General features: G+C 47.7%; 12 protein-coding genes. 9 read left to right on the top strand and 3 right to left on the bottom strand.

Annotation, left to right across the window (positions count from 1 at the left end):
- The first annotated feature begins 50 nt into the window (after positions 1-50).
- Positions 51-503, top strand: a complete 453-nt coding sequence (locus SBI19_RS03275) for a MarR family winged helix-turn-helix transcriptional regulator (protein ID WP_317964896.1) — start codon at positions 51-53, stop codon at positions 501-503.
- Positions 504-565: 62 nt separating this feature from the next.
- Here the strand turns inward: SBI19_RS03275 and SBI19_RS03280 are convergent, their stop codons facing one another.
- Complete coding sequence (locus SBI19_RS03280) at positions 566-907, bottom strand: cupin domain-containing protein (protein ID WP_317964898.1); 342 nt, start codon at positions 905-907, stop codon at positions 566-568.
- A gap of 208 nt (positions 908-1,115) precedes the next feature.
- Between SBI19_RS03280 and bglS (SBI19_RS03285) the strand changes: the two genes are divergently transcribed.
- Entirely contained in the window at positions 1,116-1,832 is a 717-nt protein-coding gene (bglS, locus tag SBI19_RS03285) for a beta-glucanase (RefSeq protein ID WP_317964900.1), read from the top strand.
- Between the two features lie 83 nt (positions 1,833-1,915).
- On the opposite strand, the gene SBI19_RS03290 is transcribed toward bglS (SBI19_RS03285), so the two are convergent.
- Complete coding sequence (locus tag SBI19_RS03290) at positions 1,916-4,042, bottom strand: methyl-accepting chemotaxis protein (RefSeq protein WP_317964902.1); 2,127 nt, start codon at positions 4,040-4,042, stop codon at positions 1,916-1,918.
- Positions 4,043-4,251: 209 nt separating this feature from the next.
- Here SBI19_RS03290 and SBI19_RS03295 point away from each other — a divergent pair, with 209 nt between their 5' ends.
- The 7 genes from SBI19_RS03295 (at position 4,252) to SBI19_RS03325 (ending at position 13,605) form a co-directional block, all read left to right on the top strand.
- Positions 4,252-5,964 (top strand): sensor histidine kinase, encoded by a 1,713-nt coding sequence (locus SBI19_RS03295; RefSeq protein ID WP_317964904.1) that lies wholly within the window; start codon positions 4,252-4,254, stop codon positions 5,962-5,964.
- A 4-nt stretch (positions 5,965-5,968) separates the two neighbouring features.
- Positions 5,969-7,582 (top strand): response regulator, encoded by a 1,614-nt coding sequence (locus tag SBI19_RS03300; RefSeq protein WP_317964906.1) that lies wholly within the window; start codon positions 5,969-5,971, stop codon positions 7,580-7,582.
- 16 nt (positions 7,583-7,598) lie between these two features.
- Positions 7,599-8,627, top strand: a complete 1,029-nt coding sequence (locus SBI19_RS03305) for a LacI family DNA-binding transcriptional regulator (protein WP_317965004.1) — start codon at positions 7,599-7,601, stop codon at positions 8,625-8,627.
- A 245-nt stretch (positions 8,628-8,872) separates the two neighbouring features.
- The gene (locus tag SBI19_RS03310; RefSeq protein WP_317964908.1) at positions 8,873-10,279 is read left to right on the top strand and encodes a sugar ABC transporter substrate-binding protein; all 1,407 of its coding nucleotides are present in this window, start codon (positions 8,873-8,875) and stop codon (positions 10,277-10,279) included.
- 260 nt (positions 10,280-10,539) lie between these two features.
- On the top strand, positions 10,540-11,355 hold the full coding sequence (locus SBI19_RS03315; protein WP_317964910.1) for a carbohydrate ABC transporter permease: 816 nt from the start codon (positions 10,540-10,542) through the stop codon (positions 11,353-11,355).
- Positions 11,352-12,221: a carbohydrate ABC transporter permease gene (locus SBI19_RS03320; RefSeq protein WP_317964912.1), complete on the top strand. Its 870-nt coding sequence runs from the start codon at positions 11,352-11,354 to the stop codon at positions 12,219-12,221. The genes SBI19_RS03315 and SBI19_RS03320 overlap by 4 nt, the downstream gene beginning before the upstream one ends.
- 40 nt (positions 12,222-12,261) lie before the next feature.
- Positions 12,262-13,605, top strand: coding sequence for a GH1 family beta-glucosidase (locus tag SBI19_RS03325; protein WP_317964914.1), 1,344 nt, complete (start codon positions 12,262-12,264; stop codon positions 13,603-13,605).
- A 244-nt stretch (positions 13,606-13,849) separates the two neighbouring features.
- On the opposite strand, the gene bglS (SBI19_RS03330) is transcribed toward SBI19_RS03325, so the two are convergent.
- Positions 13,850-14,584 carry a beta-glucanase gene (gene bglS / locus SBI19_RS03330; protein ID WP_317965006.1) on the bottom strand — a complete coding sequence of 245 codons (735 nt, stop codon included), beginning with the start codon at positions 14,582-14,584 and terminating at the stop codon, positions 13,850-13,852.
- Between the last annotated feature and the right edge of the window lie 57 nt (positions 14,585-14,641).

Genomic DNA, 14,641 nt, shown 5'->3' on the forward strand with positions numbered 1-14,641 from the left:
AATAAATTGTTGTAAATGCAACAAAATAGACGTCGCTGGCAGGTGGTAATATGAGGGAGATCCTTCGCGAGGTGGGCATGATCGCTCGGGCGCTCGATTCGATCAGCAATATTGAATTCAAGGAAATCGATCTGACGAAAGGCCAGTATTTATATTTGGTTCGCATCTATGAGAACCCGGGCATTATTCAAGAGAAGCTGGCCGAAATGATCAAGGTAGACCGCACAACGGCGGCCCGCGCTATACAAAAGCTCGAGGCTCAAGGCTTTATAGAGAAGAAGGACGATGAATTAAACAAAAAGATAAAACGGCTTTACACAACCGATAAAGGCGCGCAGGTTTACCCGAATCTGAAGAGAGAGGGCGATCATTCGAACGCGGTTGCGTTAGCCGGATTGTCTGAAGAGGAAGCGGAGACGTTGTTCCAGCTGCTGCAGCGGGTACGGATGAACGTTGAGGTCGACTGGGAGTACGTGAAGAAGGGGAATAAGCGGGAGTACTGAATGGTGCAAAATAAAGGGCATCCCAACATGGCTGGGATGCCCTTGCTTCGTCATAAAGCACTCTATTCTACGACGATTCGATCGCCCTTGGTTGCCGGTTGCGAGATGACGAGAAACTGAACCGGTTCGTCCGAGTTGTTGAACATTTGATGCGGGACGAGCGCTGGAATCTCGACGCCTTCCTGGGCGCTGAGGACAACCGCTTCTCCGTTCACCTCAATCGTTGCCGTGCCGGATAGGATGAAGAAGAACTGCTGAGCTCTCTCGTGATAATGTCGGACTTCTGATGTATGAGGAGGCATTTGCTCATGAATGATGCTTAAATTCGGGTTTTGCACCAAACGCCATCCGTCGCAATTATCGCCCCAGATGTAGTGTTCGGCTGTATGTTTGCTCGTTTTCAATATGAATCATCCTTTCTTGGCTCTGGATTAAGTATAACCTTTGGGCGGTTGAAGCATAAACGCCAATTCCATTCGTTCCGCAATGACATGCTGAGAAAGAGGATAATTGATTGGTATCGAAGTTAAATTATTGGTATCGCTTTCATTTCTATAAATTGGTAGCATAACCTTGTAATCTATTTCAATTACTATTAGGAGGTATGGTGTTATGTTACGTAAGAAAGTCGGGATTTCGGCAATCGCATCATTGTTATTGGCAATCGTTCTTGTTTCATCAGCGTCGGCAGCTTGGGTATTCAATGAGCCGATGAGTTGGTTCAATTCGGCTACCTGGCAAAAAGCAGACGGTTACTCCAACGGAAATATGTTTAACTGCACCTGGAGAGCGCAGAATGCTAATTTTACAAGCTCCGGTCAACTGGAACTGAAGATCACAAGTCCTTCCTACAATAAGTTTGATTGTGCGGAGTATCGATCCACGAATAAGTATGGTTTCGGCAAGTATGAGGTTAATATGAAGCCAGCGAAGAACACCGGCATCGTCTCTTCCTTCTTTACTTACACAGGCCCAAGCGACGGAACGCAATGGGATGAAATCGACATCGAGTTCCTTGGCAAAGATACAACGAAGGTTCAGTTTAACTACTACACGAACGGTGTGGGAGGACATGAGAAAATTGTAAATCTCGGCTTCGACGCTTCGCAAGGGTATCACACGTATGCGTTCGACTGGCAGTCCGGCTACATCAAATGGTACGTGGACGGCGTATTGAAGCATACGGCTACTTCGAACATCCCGCAAACGCCAGGCAAAATCATGATGAATTTGTGGAACGGAACAGGGGTAGATGCATGGCTCGGAAGCTACAACGGGACCAATCCGCTCTATGCTTATTATGACTGGGTGAAATATACGAGTAACTAGAACGAAGCTTCAAAGAACAAAAGACCGAGCCAGCAGATTCGAGATTGATTCTGCTGGCTCGGTCTTCGTTGTTCAATTCGGACTTATAAAGTAAAGCGATTCAATGACTCTCTTAATTCAAGAGCCAATCCTTTCAATTGCGAGGACAATAGATTCAAATCATTGCTCACCTGCGATTGCTGTATGCTCAATGAAGCCACTTGCTTCGATGAGGCGGAGGTTTGTTCGGACACTGCGCTTACGGATGTCATCGCGCTGAATAAATCGCTTTGCGAAACGGTAAGCTGCGATACGGACTGTCGAACATCGTTCAATTGAATAACGAAGGTTGCGATTTCGGCATGCAATCGACTAAAAACTTCTTTGGAATGGTCGATCGCATGCAGCTGCTTCCGGAATAGCGGATATAAACCGTTAAGCGAACCTACGGTATGCTCGGTGTCCGTTTGAATGGATGCAATGATGCTCTCTACATCTTCAAGCGAATGCTTGGACTGAAGGGAAAGCTTTCGAATTTCTTCCGCAATGACCATGAATCCTTTGCCTGCCGAGCCTGCTCGATTAGCCTCAATGGAAGCATTGAGGGCAAGCAGATTCGTTTGCTTCGTCATTTCGCCAAGAATTCGCAGCACTTTAACAATGCTGCCTGCACCGCTCTTTAATTGATTAACGTCCAGGATCAATTGCTTCGTTACGTTCTCGACATCGCTTGTTTGGTCATAGAGCATCATCATATAATCTTGACCCTGTCGATTCACGTTCTGCAAGATAGAGGCGGTCGATTCCATCTGCTCGTTATAAGCGATCACTGCCGTCAAGCGTTCTTCGTTCTGTATCGTCAACTGATGTCCGTATTCGGCGTCTTCGGCCAGTCTATCGGCTCCAATAGCCATTTCATTCATGGAAAGGGCGATTTCGTCAGCGGACTTGGAGGTTCTTGTCGAAGAATCAATAAGTCTCTGCGCGGTATGGAGGAGAGCATCCGACGATGTATGGGTTTGCCGAACAAGGAAGCTGATATGTTCCATCATTCGATCGAAGCTTCGTCCAAGATCTCCGATTTCATCCATCCTTTGCATATTGGAGCGCACCATGAGATTGCCTCGCTCGCCTTCGGTCATTAATCGTCGAATTTGTGCGAGAGGCAAGCCAATGCTTCTGCGTATGAATAAGCCGATCAGAATGCAGCCAATAGCGCCAAGGACAAGCGCAGCGATGATCGATAAACGCTGCATCTCGCTGACCTCCTTCAGCAATTGGGAGGTAGGCGCGGATCCGACAATGAACCACTCGGGTCCAGGCAGGTAGGAGAACACGTTCAGTTGCTTCATGTCTTCACGCGTATTGGAGAAAGATCCTTCTATTAGTTCCGAGCTGCCGTCGCTAGCAGCAGGCGGCAGGAGATTAGTAACCGTTGTGCCGATCTGCTCCTCGATCATCGCGTATATGACCGTTCCATTCTTATCGACAATGGCAGTTTGACCCGAGGGACCAATCTCAATGCCTTCAATCGATTTAGAGAGAGTGTTGGAGGAGAGCTCGATAATAAGCGTGCCGAGCGGCTTCTTGCTGAGTGGGCTTGTCAGCTGTTTGCCTAATGCATAGATGGGCTCCTCTTGATAGAGGCTTATCAAAGGCTCCCGCCTTGTAGGAAGCCATACAGGCTGTCCGTCCTTCTCCGCAATTTTCTTATACCAATCAAGTTCGGTAATCTCATTGCGATTCTCAGTAGTCGGGTTAATGAATAATGGGTTAAGCGTATTCTGATGCAAGGTCGTTACGATGGGATGCTCTTGAGCCGGTATCATACTGATCGATAGGATATTCGGATCCATCTGGGAGTATCCTTGCATGACCTCTATGATTTTAGAATTCGCTATATTTTCCTCCATGGAGTCCTGCCGGGCCGTATTATAATGAGATAATAAATTCAATAGGTCTTGATTATGCTGAAAATCATTCGCGATCGTTAGATATCCATCTAACAATTGTTCGACATAGCGACTTGCAATGGTTATCGTCTGCGAAGAAGATTCGGCAACCTTCTCCTCATAAGCCGATCTGTAGCTGTAGAAGTTTATAGTGGATAAAATACCTACAATAAGGAGAACCGTCACCAACAAGGAGACGGTTAATTTCATATGGATTGATTTGATTCGAAAACGGTTACCTTCAGGACGGATTCTCCTGTGATACTCTTTCGCTAGCATGTTGCCATCACCCTCCCATATTGAACAGCTTTAAAGTAAGGATAAGGGTGAACCGAGGGATGATCGATAACTCGAAATTAACTTTTATACGAATTTATTGACATCTTTCGAAATCGATTACGTTATGTTGCAGTATTCTTGGTTAGCTTATTTTTATTTCATAGTTCATTGAGTATGATAGCAGTATAACGTTGCTGAGGGTGAAGCTTGTGCAGATTACAATATTCAAGTGGAAGTTGAAAATTACCCTGTTCATTAAGTTGGTCGTGCTTCTTGTCGTGTTTCAAATCATCATTATCACGCTCAACGGGAATTCCCATCGGGTGAGCGTTCAAGTCATTGAACAGGATATACAAACCTCCTATTACAATCAATTGCGGTTCTTCATGTCGCAGGTAGAAAACCAAGTCGATCAATTGGCAGTCAATGTGCTGGAGCTGGAAGAGGATCCGACAATAAAGCAATATATCAATTCGTCTATCATGGAGGATTTATTCGATGCCAACAAGCTGAGACTGAATGTTCTTCAGAAGATCAAGCTGCAAAGCGCTTCAACGAATTGGCCAATCGATATTTCCATTTATTCGAGAGCGAGAGAAGAAGTCATTTCCACTAGAGCGAATGTTCGTTACGACGATTCAATAGGAGAGTTGGCCAAGGAACAGGGCAAAAGCATATGGAAGTACAAGAAGCTGGAAGGGCAAAGCTCGGGATATTTCTATACGGTTCGATTAGAAGGGCAATACTTGATCGAGGCAGAATTCTCTGACACCTATATTCGAAACATGCTGGACAATTACGAGCAAGACTCGAAACGAACCACTTTCTTGTACCACCCTTCCATCGGTTTCATTGGGGCTTACGGGGATGACCCGTCGTACTATAATGAGCTGCGCACCGAACGGATGCCTGCGCTTGGCAGCCATATTACGGAGATCGATAAACAGCCTATCCTTGTAAGCGCTATACGTACGGAGAGCTTGGACTGGTATCTGATCGATTACATCCCATTATCAGAGGTCGTCATGCCGATTCAAGAGAGTCGAAATTTCTTTGTCCTGGGTACGGTGACGCTGTTGTTCCTTGGCATCATGATCGCGTTATTTGCGTACCGGCAAGTGCAATTTCCGATGAATCAGCTTGTTCAAAGCATACGAGATATTCGGATCGGCAACTATTCCTCACGATTGAACGCGAATCGCAAGGATGAATTCGAAGATGTGTTTACGGGGTTTAACGGGATGGCCGAACGCATCCAAGAGTTAATTGAAACGGTATATGAGGAGAAGCTGCGAACGAAGGAAGCGGAGCTTAAGCAATTGCAGTCGCAGATCAATCCGCATTTTCTGTATAACTGTTTGTTCTACATTAAGAATATGGCGAAGATGGGCGCCGAGGAAGAAGTGGTCGCTATGGCGCTTAACCTTGGCGAATATTATCGCTATACGACTAGGCTGGAGAATCCGATGGCAACATTGGCCGAAGAGCTGCAGCTGATTCGGAACTACTTAACGATTCAATCCATGCGCGCCAAGCGGTTTCGGTATGAGATTCAGATGGAAGAGGAATTGCTATCGCTTCAAATCCCGCGTCTATTGCTCCAACCACTCGTTGAGAATGCAATCATTCATGGAATCGCTCCCAAGGAGGAGGGGGGCATTATTCGAATCTCGGGTCATTACACTTCGGAGGGATTTGTTCTTCGAATCGAGGATGGCGGGGTTGGATTGGACGATATGCAATTGGAGAAGCTGTGCGCCAAGATGAACCTGCCGCTGACAGATGAATCGGGATGCGGAACTTGGAATACGCATCAAAGGGTAAAGAACATATTCAAGGAGGGCTCGGGTTTGGAATTTGCAAGATCCGAGTTAGGCGGGCTTCGGGTTACGATTGTCTGCATTACACAACTAGAGGAGTGATACCATGCTAAGCTTGCTGATTGTAGATGACGAATCATCTGTTGTTGATACATTAGCTTTAACGATAGATTGGGAACAAATCGATATCGAAACGGTCTATCGGGCGTATTCGGCCAATGAAGCGCTGCGGCTGCTGTCGACGCATTCCATTGATATTATGCTGGCTGATATCTATATGCCCGGAATGTCCGGGATCGAATTGGTCGAACAGGTTCACATGCATCACAAGCATGTGAAGTCGGTGCTGCTGTCCGGACATGCTGAATTTCAATACGCCAAGCAAGCGATGACTTATAAAGTGTTCGATTATCTGCTTAAACCAGCCAGCGACGAAGAGATCATCGAAGTAATAGGAAGACTGGCGGAGCAAGTCAAACAGGACTGGCAGGATGTCATTTCCCACGACAAGGTCGTGAATACACTAAAGGAAAGCCTTCCTGTACTAAAGGACAAGCTGTTGAACGAGCTTCTCGTCAAGCGGCAGCCTCAGGATTCATTGGACTATCTGCTCTCGTTGTATGAAGTGCCGTTCCAGATTGGCGATTCGATGCACATGATGCTGATTCGTCTGGAGGAAAGCTTCGCGGAATACAACGACCGAGATATCTACCTGCTCGAGTACGCCATCATGAACATTGCGCAGGAGATATTCGCGGCATCATTCGAGCTCTGGTCTTGCAGAGATGCGAACAATTATCTCGTTATCGCAGCGCGCGGCAGGAAATCCCCCTCTGGCGAAGGGGTCGTCGAAGAAGCCCAGCGATTCGAATCGCTTGCTCTTCAGGTGCAACGCAATATCGGTCTGTATCTTAAACGGGTGGTGTCCGTTCTCGTCAGCAAGCGCGGGTTATTCCCGAACGACGTGCACGCTCTCTATACGCATCTTGTTAACCAGGTAAGAAGCCGTTTAGGCAACGAGACGGGATGTTTCATTCCAGGCGATATCCCGGATGTGGAGCTTGAATTACAGCCTGTAACGCTTCTATATGAAACGCCGACCTTTCATCATTTGTTAGACAGTCATCAGTGGGAGGCTTTCGCCTTGAAGCTGGAGCAGGTGTTGGACAATCTTAAGCAGCAAACGAATTTGTCCGAGGAGCACGTGCAGGAGGCCTACATGGTCATTACAGGAGCGTTCTATCATTATGCGCATAAACATAACCGACTGTTGAGCGAATTGCTGGGCGGCATGCAACTGGTTGATCGTTCGGTGCGCTCCGTTGCTCATTTATCGGAGTGGGCGTATCATGTGCTGGATAAATTTAAGATGAACGCAATCGTCGAGCAGAGAAGCTCCAAGGATAAGCTGATCGGGAAGGTTAAAGATTTTATAGCCCGCAACATTGGAACCATATCGCTGCAGACGATTGCGGACGCCGTGTTTCTGCATCCTGTATATTTATCCCGTCTCTATAAAGCGGAGACCGGCCAGAGCATAAGCGATTATATTCATGCGCAGCGCATGGAGAAAGCGGCGCATTTGCTTAAGGAAGACTCGATCCGCATCTATGAAATTTCCGAGAATCTCGGCTTTAAGAATGCTGCCTATTTCAGCAAAGTGTTTCGAGAGGAATTCGGGATGTCGCCGCAGGAGTATCGAGATCAAATTAAAGGGTGAGGCGTAAGTGAGCACGATGATTACGATATACGATATTGCATTGCGGGCAGGGGTCTCTTCAGCAACGGTCTCTCGGGTCATTAACGGACGACCGGATGTAAGTCGAAAGACGCGCGCCGCGATTCTGGCTATTATGGATGAGCTTGGTTATCGTCCGAGCGCGACGGCAAGGGGACTTGCCATGAAGAAGTCCAAAATGATCGGCGTGTTCATCTATGATCATCTTCATTCAGGGCTTGTTCATCCTTTCCTGCAGGATGTGCTCTCCAGCTTCCAGCGTATCGTTGGCGACGACGGCTACGATCTGCTTATATTCACGAACAATAGCAAAGATGTACAAACCGAAAACCAATTTGAGCTGCGTGCAAGACAAAGAGATGTGGACGGTATATTGCTCTTCGGCATTGCAAGAGATGACCGACAGTTGGATCGACTCGTTGAATGCGGGATTCCTTGCATTTCGATCGATCTTGATTTATATGGACCGCGGGCTGGTTATGTTACTTCAGATAATGTGGCCGGCTCGACCCTGGCAGTCCAACACTTGCATGCGATGGGTCATAGGCAGATTGCGTTTATTGCAGACATCTTCAACAGTAAACCGGGGCAGGATCGATTCAAAGGCTTCCAACAAGCTATGCGTTCATTAGGTTGTACGATCAATCCGAATTGGATTACGCAGGCTGACTTCAGCGAATCCGGAGGATATGACGCTGTGAATAAGCTCATCGCTACCGGCAATATGCCTACTGCGATTGTATGCGCCAGCGATTCGATGGCCATCGGGGCAAAACATGTATTAGAAGAGAACGGATTTACTATCGGCAAGGATATTTCAATTATTGGATATGATGATATCTCGGCACTGTCTTACATCAGACCGGGTATTACGACGATTAAACAAAATCGCATGGAAATGGGGAAAGCTGCCGCTAAGGCGTTGCTCGAGCTTATCGATAATGAGAATGCGGTTCCTCCAATTCTGCTTATCCCTCCGGATCTCGTCATGCGCCAAAGCGTAAATGATCTGAATGCATTGTCGTAACCGATTACGGAACCGGGCGGGAAAGTGTTATGAAAATCGTAGAAAAGTTGAAATTGAGTTATTTAGGCCTTACCGATAACTGATTACAATAAAAGTACATCGCAGGACTTGTTCAATAAATCGGTATAGATATTGAAACCATACGCATAATGCTGCAGGTTATGCCGTGTGATTTTTAATTCCGTAACCGGTTACGGAAAACTCCTGTGAATGGCGAGTTTATAATCGAGATCGGGGGAGCAAAGGTGAGTAAAAAGAGAGTGTCTTTGGTACTTCTTTCCATGATGGTGTTCATGAGCGTGTTCCTGGCAGCATGCGGCGGATCCAATAAGGAATCCGACAAGACGAACCAGTCTCAAGAGGCGGGTACGGAGAAGGCGACAGACAATGCAACGAGCGAGGACAAGAAAGAAGACGTTACTTTGACGGCATGGATTATGCCGAACAGCCCTAAACCGGATAAAGACTTCTTGGAATTGGTTAAGCCTTATCTGGATCAGAACCCTAACGTCAAAATCAAGGTTACGGTGTTGGACTGGGGTTCGGCCTGGACCAAAATTACGACTGCGGCAACAAGCGGAGAAGGTCCGGATCTGCTCCAGCTTGGAACGACGTGGGTACCTGCGATCGCGGCGATGAACGGAATCGAAGATCTGACGTCCAAGGTTGAAGAGATTGGCGGAGAAGCGGGCTACTTGCCGGCGAGCTGGGATACGACGAAGATCGCTGGCAAACCGGAAGTGTACGGCGTGCCATGGTTCGTGGATGCAAGAGCCATGTTCTATCGGACGGATGCATTCGCCAAAGCCGGCGTGGATCCAGCAACGATGTTCAAAGATTGGGACAGCTTCAAGGAAGGCCTGACGAAATTGAACGGCGTTGAAATCAACGGGAAGAAAATGTCGGCATTCGGTCTGTCCGGTAAGAATGACTGGAATGTACCGCATAACATTTTCCCTTGGGTCTGGGCAGCGGGCGGAGAAGTGTATAACGATGGAAATACGGAAGCGGCGTTTAATAGCCCAGAGGGCTTGAAAGGCGTCATGTATTATACCGGATTGGCGCATGATGGTCTTGTCGATAAAACGTCCCTCGAGAAGAACTCCGCTCAAGTCGAGTCTGACTTCAGCGAAGGCAAGTCCGCTATTATCGTATCGGGCGCTTATATGGTGAAAAACCTGCTGACGCCTGCAGATCAAGGCGGCATGGGCGACAAGGAAGCTGCGAAAAACTTTGCGGTATCTCCGCTTCCGGCAGGCCCTGCAGGACAATCGACATTCATTGGCGGCAGCAACTTGACCGTCTTCAAAGGCTCCAAGCATAAAGACGCGACTTGGGATGTCATTAAGTTCTTGTCCTCCGATGAGGCACAATTGAATTACTCCAAGATTACAGGCAACCTGCCAGGCAAGAAATCGGTTATTGACTCTCTGGGCTCCGACCCTAACTATGCTGCATTCATCGAAGCAACGAAATACGGCAAGTCGTACCCTTCAATCCCGCAATGGGGCCCAACGGAAACGGCGCTTGTCAAATATTTCGGCAATATCTGGGACGTTGTAGCTGGCGTCAGCGGTACGTACAATGAAGCATCCGTTCAATCGCAATTGGATGCTGCCGCTAAGGAAGTTAACGCCATTCTGAATCAATAGAATATTTCTAAAGTGTGCTATCGGGCGTCGCGCCCGATAGCACACTTCATTACCGCATGCTTAGAAAGCAATTTGCTCTTAGAGGGAAGGGTATGACTTTGGAAACAAGAACGGTATCAACGAACACTCCCCACAAGCGAACCTTTGGAACACGGCTCAAAGCGAGCTTTAAGGAGCATCGCTTTGCATACGGATTAATTTTACCTACACTGTTGTTTATGATAATGGTCCATATGTTCCCGGTTGTGCAAGGGATATGGATGTCGCTGCTGAAATTGAATCAGTTTACATTAGGCGAATATCTCAAGGCGCCATTCGTTGGGCTGAAGAACTATTCCGATCTTCTATTTAATGAAAACAATCCGGTAAGGCAAGGTCTAGGATATGCCCTGCGTAATACGGCAATATATACCGTTGTTGTTACAGCTGCAGTTATGATCATTGGATTGTTCGTTGCGATTCTCTTGAATAGAGAGTTTCCAGGTCGAGGGTTTGCAAGGGCAGCCATGCTGCTTCCTTGGGTTGTACCTTCTTATGTAGTCGGCATTCTTTGGGGCTTCATGTGGCAGAAGGAAGGCGTCATCAATCACATCTTGGTTGATGTTCTGCATTTGATGGACGAGAAGCCTTATTGGCTGCTTGGTCCCAATACGATATGGGCTATCATTATCCCATCCGTCTGGAGAAGCTGGCCGTTCATCATGATCGTGTTTCTCTCCGGTTTGCAGACGATTCCGGACGATCTGTACGAGGCCTCCAAAATCGATGGAGCGGGCAAGGTCAGACAATTCTGGAGCATTACGTTGCCGCTTCTGAAACCAATTATCGCTGTTCAATTGCTGTTCCAGCTCATTAGCAACGTATACTCGTATAACATCGTTGCCATGATGTTCGGCAATGGTGCCGGATATCCGGGCCAATGGGGCGACCTTCTGATGACAGCACTCCAAAGGCAGACATTCGGTTACTGGTCGTTCGGCGCTGGCGCGGCTGCCTCATTCTTGCTAATGATCGGCATGCTTGTCATTGTCGGTATTTGGTACCGCATCTTTAGATCGGAGTTGAGAGCAGAATGAGTTACCGAATGGGCGCCAGAATGAAGAAAAAGACCGGTTATTATCTGTTAAATACGATTACCTGGTTCATTGTTGCGATCATGGTGTTTCCAATCTATTGGATGGTGAAGATCTCGCTGCATACCAACGGCGAGATTCTGGATGGCATCACGGGCTTCAGTATTCCAAAACCGCACTGGAAGAATTACATTGACATGTGGGATAATATCAATTTTTCCCAATTCTTCATGAACAGCTTAATCATTTGTACGTTAACGATGATTTTGGCCTGCGCATTCGCCGTTATGGCGGGATATGCGCTTGCCCGCTTTAAATTCCCGGGTTCCGGAACGTTCGGCATGGGGGTTATTGCAACGCAGATGATTCCGGGCATTATGTTCCTTCTTCCGATTTATCTGATGTTCCTCTCGATCAAGGAAACGATCGGACTTCCTATGATCGACACCTATTGGGGAATGGTGCTGGTTTATACGGCATTCTATACGCCAATGAGCATTTGGATCATGCGCAGCTTCTTCGTAGCGATCCCTCGGGATTTGGAGGAATCGGCAATGATCGACGGCTGCACGAGGTTCCAAGCATTCGTTAAGGTCATTCTTCCTTTGTCCATGCCAGGCATTATCGCGACATGCGTCTATATCTTCCTAACCGCTTGGGACGAGCTATTGTTTGCTTGGGTACTGACGACAACGCCGGACGTGCAAACGATCCCGGTCGGCATTCGTTTGTTTGTCGGTCAATACAATAACCGGTACGATCTGCTCATGTCGGCAGCGACGGTCGTTACGGTTCCGATCATCGCAACGTTCTTCTTAACGCAGAAATATTTCATCCGCGGGATGACGGCCGGCGCGGTCAAAGGATAAACGCGCATAGATTGATCTATTCGGAGAGGTTGGACTTACTATGAATGAAACGAAATTTCCGGCTTCATTCCTATGGGGAACGGCTACTGCCGCTTACCAAATCGAAGGAGCAGGCTCGGAGGATGGCAGAACGCCTTGCATTTGGGATCAGTTCGCAGCAATCCCCGGCAAAGTGTACGAAGGGCACAACGGAGATGTGGCATGCGACCACTATCACCGCTACAAGGACGATATTAAGCTGATTGCGGAATTAGGTTTTAAAGCCTATCGTTTCTCAATCGCTTGGCCGCGAATTTTCCCGGAGAAGGGGAAATTGAACCCTAAGGGGATCGAGTTCTACGCTAACCTGATCCGAGAGCTTAAGAAGTATGAGATCATGCCTGCCGTTACGATTTATCATTGGGATCTGCCGCTGTGGATTCATGAAGAAGGCGGATGGACGAACCGACAAACGGTTGCGTATTTCAAGGAATTCGCTACGGTGTTATTCGAGCACTTCGGAGAAGACGTTCCGATGTGGATCACGCATAACGAGCCGTGGTGCGCTTCCTTCCTTAGCTATGGACTAGGCGTCCATGCGCCTGGACATACGGATTGGAGCGAAGCAACAGCTGCGGCGCATCACATCCTGTTGTCTCATGGCGAGGCAGTCCGTCTGTACCGTGAGATGGGGTATAAGCATCAGATCGGCATCACGTTGAATCTGACGCATCAGCATCCAGCCACCGAGTCGGAGGAAGACCACATGGCAGCCAGAAGGGCGGATGGGTTTACGAATCGATGGTTTCTCGATCCCGTCTTCAAAGGTCAATATCCGGAAGATATGATGGAGATTTTCAAGAAGCATGATGTTTCCATGGACTTTATTCATGAGGGCGATCTTGCGCTCATTGGCATCCCGTGCGATTTCCTCGGCATTAATTATTACACGCGCAACATCGTGCGGAATAATCCGAATGACCCATTCCTTGGAGGCGAGTCCGTCAGAGGGACAGGAAGCCATACCGACATGGACTGGGAAGTATATCCTGAAGGCTTGTATATTCTGTTGACTCGATTGAAAGAAGAGTACACGGATCTGCCTATTTACATCACCGAGAACGGCGCTGCTTATGCTGACAATGAAGTGATAAGCGGCACTGTCCATGATGATGAGCGTGTCGAGTACTTCCGTCTTCATCTTAATGCCGTCGGCAAATTTATCGAGAACGGCGGAGACGCCGCAGGTTATTTCTGCTGGTCGTTCATGGACAACTATGAATGGTCCTTCGGTTATTCCAAGCGGTTCGGCATTGTGTACGTCAATTATGAGACGCAGGAGCGTTTACCGAAACTAAGCGCTTATTGGCTGCAAGACGTTATGGCGGCTAACACAATCGAGTAATCAGGATTATTCGGCCATAAACTAGACGATGAGGGCTGTCCCGAAAGTCATCATAAGATGACTTAGTGGCAGCCCTCATCACTTTGTAAGGACTCGCTTTCCAATGAATCTAGAAGGCAAGCGATCGACAAAAGAAATGGCGATTCAGGATGACTCTCTGAACCGCCATTTCTTTCGTCTTTTTTTACAAAAATGGAGCGATCTCAACGTGTAAGTTGGCCTACTGTTGAGATATCCCCTTGTCTCATGATTGGGTTGCAGCCGGAGATTCACTATCGAAGGGAGTGAATTTCATCCACTGATACTCTGCGGTAATCGGGGAACCTCCGTCGTAGTGACCAAGCCATTCGTCGACGCCTGTGCCGTTCCACAGATTCATCATGATTTTGCCTGGCGTAACGGGCAAATTGTCCGTCGCCGTATGAACAAGCTGACCGTCGATATACCATTTGATCGAGTCCGCTCGCCATTCGAATGCATAATCGTGGAAGTCCTCGGAGGCATCGAACCCAAGGTCTACAAGCTTCTCATGACCGCCTACGCCATCTGTATAATAGTTGAGCTGAACCTTGCTTGTATCTTTGCCAAGAAACTCGATATCGATCTCGTCCCAAGCCGTACCGAAGGATGGGCCGGTATAGGTGAAGAAGGAGGATACGATGCCTATGTTATTGGCTGCCTTCATACGGACTTCATATTTGCCATAATGGTAAGTATCGATGGTTTTATATTCCGAGCATAGCTTCTGACCCGAGTCCTCTGCGGTTAACTTCAGCTGCATGCTGTCCTGCTGGAAGCTGATATGATCCGCTGACCATGTGCAGTCGAACGGATTCCCGTTGGAATACCCGTTGGATTTCTCCCATCGTTCAGCATTATCCTCTTTGAAAGGCTGCACCCAGGTTTCCTCGGAGGCGTTCGCAGTCGATTCCGAAGCGGGCTCTTTCTCCTTCTCCGAGCACCCTGCGACAAGCAGCATGAGCAGGCTCAAGCAAGTTAGCGACTTTCTTCCTAACATCTAATCCACTCCTAAAGA

The sequence above is a fragment of the Paenibacillus sp. CCS19 genome (assembly GCF_033239625.1).
In the GTDB taxonomy this organism is placed as follows: domain Bacteria; phylum Bacillota; class Bacilli; order Paenibacillales; family Paenibacillaceae; genus Paenibacillus_T.

Bases quoted from the DNA above. Each gene is read 5' to 3' on its own strand.
- SBI19_RS03325 (WP_317964914.1), top strand. From the start codon at position 12,262: ATGAATGAAACGAAATTTCCGGCTTCATTCCTATGGGGAACGGCTACT.
- bglS (WP_317965006.1), bottom strand. From the start codon at position 14,584: ATGCTGCTTGTCGCAGGGTGCTCGGAGAAGGAGAAAGAGCCCGCTTCG.
- SBI19_RS03315 (WP_317964910.1), top strand. From the start codon at position 10,540: ATGTCGCTGCTGAAATTGAATCAGTTTACATTAGGCGAATATCTCAAG.
- SBI19_RS03300 (WP_317964906.1), top strand. From the start codon at position 5,969: ATGCTAAGCTTGCTGATTGTAGATGACGAATCATCTGTTGTTGATACA.
- SBI19_RS03320 (WP_317964912.1), top strand. From the start codon at position 11,352: ATGAGTTACCGAATGGGCGCCAGAATGAAGAAAAAGACCGGTTATTAT.
- bglS (WP_317964900.1), top strand. From the start codon at position 1,116: ATGTTACGTAAGAAAGTCGGGATTTCGGCAATCGCATCATTGTTATTG.
- SBI19_RS03305 (WP_317965004.1), top strand. From the start codon at position 7,599: ATGATTACGATATACGATATTGCATTGCGGGCAGGGGTCTCTTCAGCA.
- SBI19_RS03275 (WP_317964896.1), top strand. From the start codon at position 51: ATGAGGGAGATCCTTCGCGAGGTGGGCATGATCGCTCGGGCGCTCGAT.
- SBI19_RS03290 (WP_317964902.1), bottom strand. From the start codon at position 4,042: ATGCTAGCGAAAGAGTATCACAGGAGAATCCGTCCTGAAGGTAACCGT.